General features: G+C 48.5%; 5 protein-coding genes. 4 read left to right on the top strand and 1 reads right to left on the bottom strand.

Annotated elements, in window-relative coordinates; genetic code table 11:
• The 4 genes from AC1DUA_RS23975 to AC1DUA_RS23960 all read left to right on the top strand — a co-directional run.
• Positions 1 to 251, top strand: a 251-nt coding sequence (locus AC1DUA_RS23975; protein WP_477502155.1) for a sensor histidine kinase, incomplete at its 5' end; no start/stop codon positions are given.
• Between the two features lie 101 nt (positions 252 to 352).
• A complete protein-coding gene (locus tag AC1DUA_RS23970; RefSeq protein WP_477502154.1) occupies positions 353 to 1,972 on the top strand; it encodes a response regulator transcription factor in 1,620 nt (539 codons plus the stop codon).
• Positions 1,973 to 1,993: 21 nt separating this feature from the next.
• On the top strand, positions 1,994 to 3,061 hold the full coding sequence (locus tag AC1DUA_RS23965; RefSeq protein ID WP_477502153.1) for an NAD(P)-dependent alcohol dehydrogenase: 1,068 nt from the start codon (positions 1,994 to 1,996) through the stop codon (positions 3,059 to 3,061).
• A 24-nt stretch (positions 3,062 to 3,085) separates the two neighbouring features.
• Positions 3,086 to 4,171 (top strand): Gfo/Idh/MocA family protein, encoded by a 1,086-nt coding sequence (locus AC1DUA_RS23960; RefSeq protein ID WP_477502152.1) that lies wholly within the window; start codon positions 3,086 to 3,088, stop codon positions 4,169 to 4,171.
• A 46-nt stretch (positions 4,172 to 4,217) separates the two neighbouring features.
• On the opposite strand, the gene AC1DUA_RS23955 is transcribed toward AC1DUA_RS23960, so the two are convergent.
• Positions 4,218 to 4,773 (bottom strand): transglutaminase-like domain-containing protein (locus tag AC1DUA_RS23955; protein WP_477502151.1); only part of this gene is annotated, 556 nt, incomplete at its 5' end.

Below are 4,773 nucleotides of genomic sequence, written 5' to 3'. Positions count from 1 at the left end.
ACTCACTGGATAAGATTCATATTATCATTGATGACAATGGAATTGGGCTTCAGCAAGTGATAGAAAAGAAACATAAACGCCATACAGGCGGTTATGGCATTCGTAATGTGAGAGAGCGGATAGCGGGATATTTCGGTGGCGAGTATGGCATTACGCTGCAGGATCGGTCCGAAGGAGGAACGCGTGTCGTCATCATACTTCCCCATCTTGCTCAACCACCCGTGAAGGATCAGCTGGAGAAAGCGGAATAGTTCGTTGTATTTTATAATAAATCGTTCATTCCTCTTCTTTCAAAGATGGCTTGGATTGGTAGTATAATTGAACTAAGGTGGAAGTTAAGGAGGCAGGCGTTGTGTGGAAGATCGCTATCATTGACGATGAACGCCAGGTTCTCCAAGGGATGAAGCGAGCTATACCTTGGGAGGAGCTTGACGCAGATTGGGTTGGGGAAGCGCTTAACGGTCAGGATGGACTGGAGCTCATTCGAACGGCTGCCCCGGATATTGTGATTACGGATATTTATATGCCGGTCTTGAATGGCCTTGATATGATTGAACAGTTACGAAAAGAAGGTTTTTGCGGAAAATTCATTATCTTGAGTGGATATTCAGATTTTGAGCATGCGAGGCAGGCACTCCGCTACAATGTAAGCGATTATTTATCTAAGCCAATCAGCGTCCCTACGTTAAAAACAATTCTTGGGAAAGCCATCGGAGAGCTGATGGAAGAAGAAGAGAAACGGATTAAGCAGGACGAACTGCAACAAAAATTAATGCTGTACGAGCCTTTTATTGAAAAAGAATGGGTGAAGTCGGCGGTTGCTGGAACTCTGGACAGCTCTTATCGGAAGGAGGATCGGCTGCCAAAGCCTTATCGCTTCTGGTGCGAGAGCAAGCATGTAGTCATTGGTATCGACCTGATTCGTGATGTTCGCACATCGGACCTATCGCTGCCGGATTGGAGCTTGTTTCGTTTTGCGATTAGCAATATCGTCTGTGAAGTGGCGCGCGAAGCTTTTGCCGCTGTTGAATATGTGGAACTTCATGGATCGAGAGCTGTGCTCATCCTTCATCCTACAGCTGATAGTTCGCAGCAAGAACTGGAGCAAAAGCTTAGTAACCTGGGGGTAAGGCTCATCGATTGCGTCAAAAGTTATTTGAAGCTGGTCATACGTGTCGGCATCGGAGGTACCAAAGAAGCCTGGACGGAAATGCCAGATTCGACGGAGGAAGCGTTCCGAGCGATTGATTTGCGGGATCGTCGTGTGGATTCGGCCTATGATTTGTTCGTTTATAGCGAGGAAATGAGAAACGTTCAGGGGACGCTCGTGATGCGGCCGGCCAAGTTTTATTTTGAATTAGCCGGTGCTATGAAGGCTTCCCAGGAATCGCAGGCTCAGCAGCTTGTGGCGCAGTATATCGAGCAGCTGAAAGAACAAAAAGGGATAACACCGGATTACGTGCAAATGTTGGCCGGGGAGCTATGGGGCATTTTTGCCTATTGTCTCTATGAGGTCGGAATGGTGCTCGATGATATTTTCCCGAATGATCAGATTGTGAAAGAAATGGTTGGATTGACTTTGCCAGGGCAATTAGCGGAATGGCTTACGGCCAAAATTTCCGTCATTTTCAGCAGCAGGCAATGGAAAGGTAACAGTAAACACAGACAAGCTGTCGATTTCATGACACAATATATCCATGAGCATTACGCAGATGATATGACCCTTGCCGATTTGGCGGATAAGGTGTATATCTCGCGGAATCATTTGTCGATTATTTTCAAAAATATGACCGGTGAAACGTTCAATACCTACCTAACGCGCGTGCGTATTGAAAAAGCAAGGGAACTGCTGCTGGAAAGAAACATGCTTGTTTATGAAGTGGCAGAGCGTGTGGGCTACAAAAATGTGCCCTATTTCAGCACGCTTTTCAAGAAATTTACCGGCATGAACCCGACAGAGCTCATTAAATGATGGCAGAGGGAGAGAGAAGAAATGAATGGACAACTACCAGCAAGAATGAAAGCGGCTGTCATGACGAAGCCAGGAACAATTGTGATGGAGGAGCGCCCAGTCCCGCAAGTTGACGCGAATGAAGTGTTGGTCAAAGTGATGGCTGTGGGTGTTTGCGGTTCGGACGTGCATTATTTTGAAAATGGCAGAATTGGCCGCTATGTGGTCGAAAAGCCGATTATTCTTGGACACGAATGCGCAGGCATTATTGTCGCTGCAGGGGATTCCGTGACTAATGTGAGCCTTGGCGACCGTGTGGCCATCGAACCTGGCGTCACTTGTGGGCACTGTCAGGCTTGCAAAGAAGGCCGTTATAATTTGTGCCCGGATGTGCAGTTCCTGGCGACGCCGCCAGTGGACGGTGCATTCGTTCAATATATGAAAATTCGCGCGGACATGGTATTTGCCATTCCCGAACATTTATCCTTCGAGGCAGCGGCGCTCAACGAGCCTTTCTCCGTCGGCATTCATGCGGCTAAGCGCTGTAATCTCCAGCCTGGTTCTACGGTTGCCATCATGGGCATGGGACCGGTTGGCTTAATGGCTGTTGCCGCAGCCAAATCGTTCGGCGCGAGCCGTATCATTGTCACGGACCTGGAGCAAGTTCGTTTGGAGGCCGCCAAACGAATGGGGGCAACGGACGTCATCAATGTCAAGGAAACCGATGCCGTGCAGCGAATCAAGGAACTGACGGGTGGGCTTGGCGCGGATGCCGCTTGGGAGACAGCGGGCAATCCGAGAGCTTTGCAGTCTGCGCTCTATTCCTTGTGCCGCGGCGGCAAGCTTGTGATCGTGGGCTTGCCGGCACAAGATGAAATTGCCCTCAATGTCCCGTTCATCGCTGACAATGAGATTGATATTTATGGTGTTTTCCGGTATGCCAATACGTACCCGACTGGTATTAAATTTCTTGCCGGTGAGGGGATTGATGCGTTGGCGCTCATTACAGACCGCTATCCGCTTGAGCAGACGCAAGATGCGCTGGAGCGAGCGATTCATAATAAAAGCGGCAGTTTAAAAGTCATGGTATATCCGAACGAAATGCTATAAACGTAGAATGGGGAGGTAGTTAGGATGAAACCAGTGAAGTTTAGCTTGATCGGTGGTGCCGGTTTTCGCGCGCAATATTTTCTGCGGATTGCACAGGCGCTGCCTGAGCGGTTTGAAATTAGCGGCATGGTTGTCAGAAGTGAAGAAAAGGGCAAGGAAATGGAAGCGAAGTGGGGGACAGCGACATACCGCTCGCTTGAGCAGCTTCTAGAAAACGAAGATCCGAATTTTGTCGTCGTTTCCGTCTCTCCTTCACAAAGTTTGGACTACCTCTTGACGTTGGCGGAGCGGGGGATCCCCGCTTTGTTGGAAACGCCACCTGGTCCTGATTTGGGCGGACTTGAGCTGCTGCATGAACGATTAACCCTTAAGGGCGCTCGTGTTCAGGTAGCGGAACAGTACCATTTTCATCCTGCGCAACAAGCACGATTGGAACTTATCCGTGCAGGGCAATTAGGTAAAATTACGGAAACAACGGTTTCCATCTCACAAACGTACCATGCTGTCAGCTTAATTCGGAAAATGCTGGGGGTTAACTTCGAAGATGTTCGTATTAAGGCGATGCGTTTCCAGTCAGAATGGGTTCAGGGTCCTAATCGCAGCGGTCCGCCAACAGAAGATAAGCTGATTCCTTTACAGAGAGATCTGGCCTGGCTGGATTTTGGCGATCGTCTGGGCATTTATGATTTTACGAAAGACCAGCACCGCTCATGGACACGTTCCAATCATTTGTCCGTTCGAGGAGAACGCGGGGAAATATTCGATAATCGGGTTCTCATCCAGCAGGAATCATGCGCAGAGCTTCGAATGGAGCTGCAGCGCATGAATAGAGGCGAGCTGGAAAATGCGGAAGGGTATTACCTGAAAGGAATTCTCTGCGGTGATAAATGGGTTTACGAGAATCCATTCGCGCCAGCAAGGTTATACGATGACGAAATTGCTATTGCCACCTGCCTGCAAAAAATGGCCGAATACGCCTCTGGCGGGCCTAGCTTTTATAGCCTTGAAGAGGCTTCGCAAGACCATTATCTCGGGATGATGATTGAGAAAGCTATTTCAACCGGAGAAACAATCACGACAGAACCTCAGTGCTGGGTGCCCAAATCATAGGTGAAGAGTAAGCAGGATATCTATTCCTCACTTATTTCAGAGAAACTTACTCAATCAGTTTGACGTCTACAGTGACTTCAAGATCTTGCTCGCCACCACCACGATATACCCCTTTGACAGGAACAATATCGTTATAGTCGCGACCATGACCTAACTTGATATAACGCCAGTTGATCTCGCAGTTGTTGGTGGGATCATACCCAAACCAACCGCTGCCTGGGATCAGGCATTCAACCCAGGCGTGGGAAGCTTGCGTAAATTCAGCGCTGCCTCCTTGCAAATCGCCAACAAAGTGGTATCCGCTCACGTATCTTGCAGGGATGCCTTTGTCCCGGCAAACGGCGATCATCAAGTGCGAATAGTCCTGACAAACGCCTCTTCTAAGCTTCAACATTTCACCTACTGTTGTCTGTACGGACGTAGCAGAGGGATCATACGTGAAATCGCGATGAATCGTTGTATTGATGGTGCTCAGCAAGTCATATAAGGAAATATGTTGATCGTTAATGGCATCAGAATAAGTCTTGATTTCGTTTGTGAGACCCGTATAGCTTGTAGACAGCAAGTACTCCGCATATTCATTCTGGAAGTCATCGCTGAGC

The organism is Paenibacillus sp. 01T422, assembly GCF_056398785.1.
Note: the sequence above shows the minus strand (reverse complement) of the source record. Positions and strands in the feature narration are given on the sequence as shown.

Bases quoted from the DNA above. Each gene is read 5' to 3' on its own strand.
- AC1DUA_RS23965 (WP_477502153.1), top strand. From the start codon at position 1,994: ATGAATGGACAACTACCAGCAAGAATGAAAGCGGCTGTCATGACGAAG.
- AC1DUA_RS23960 (WP_477502152.1), top strand. From the start codon at position 3,086: ATGAAACCAGTGAAGTTTAGCTTGATCGGTGGTGCCGGTTTTCGCGCG.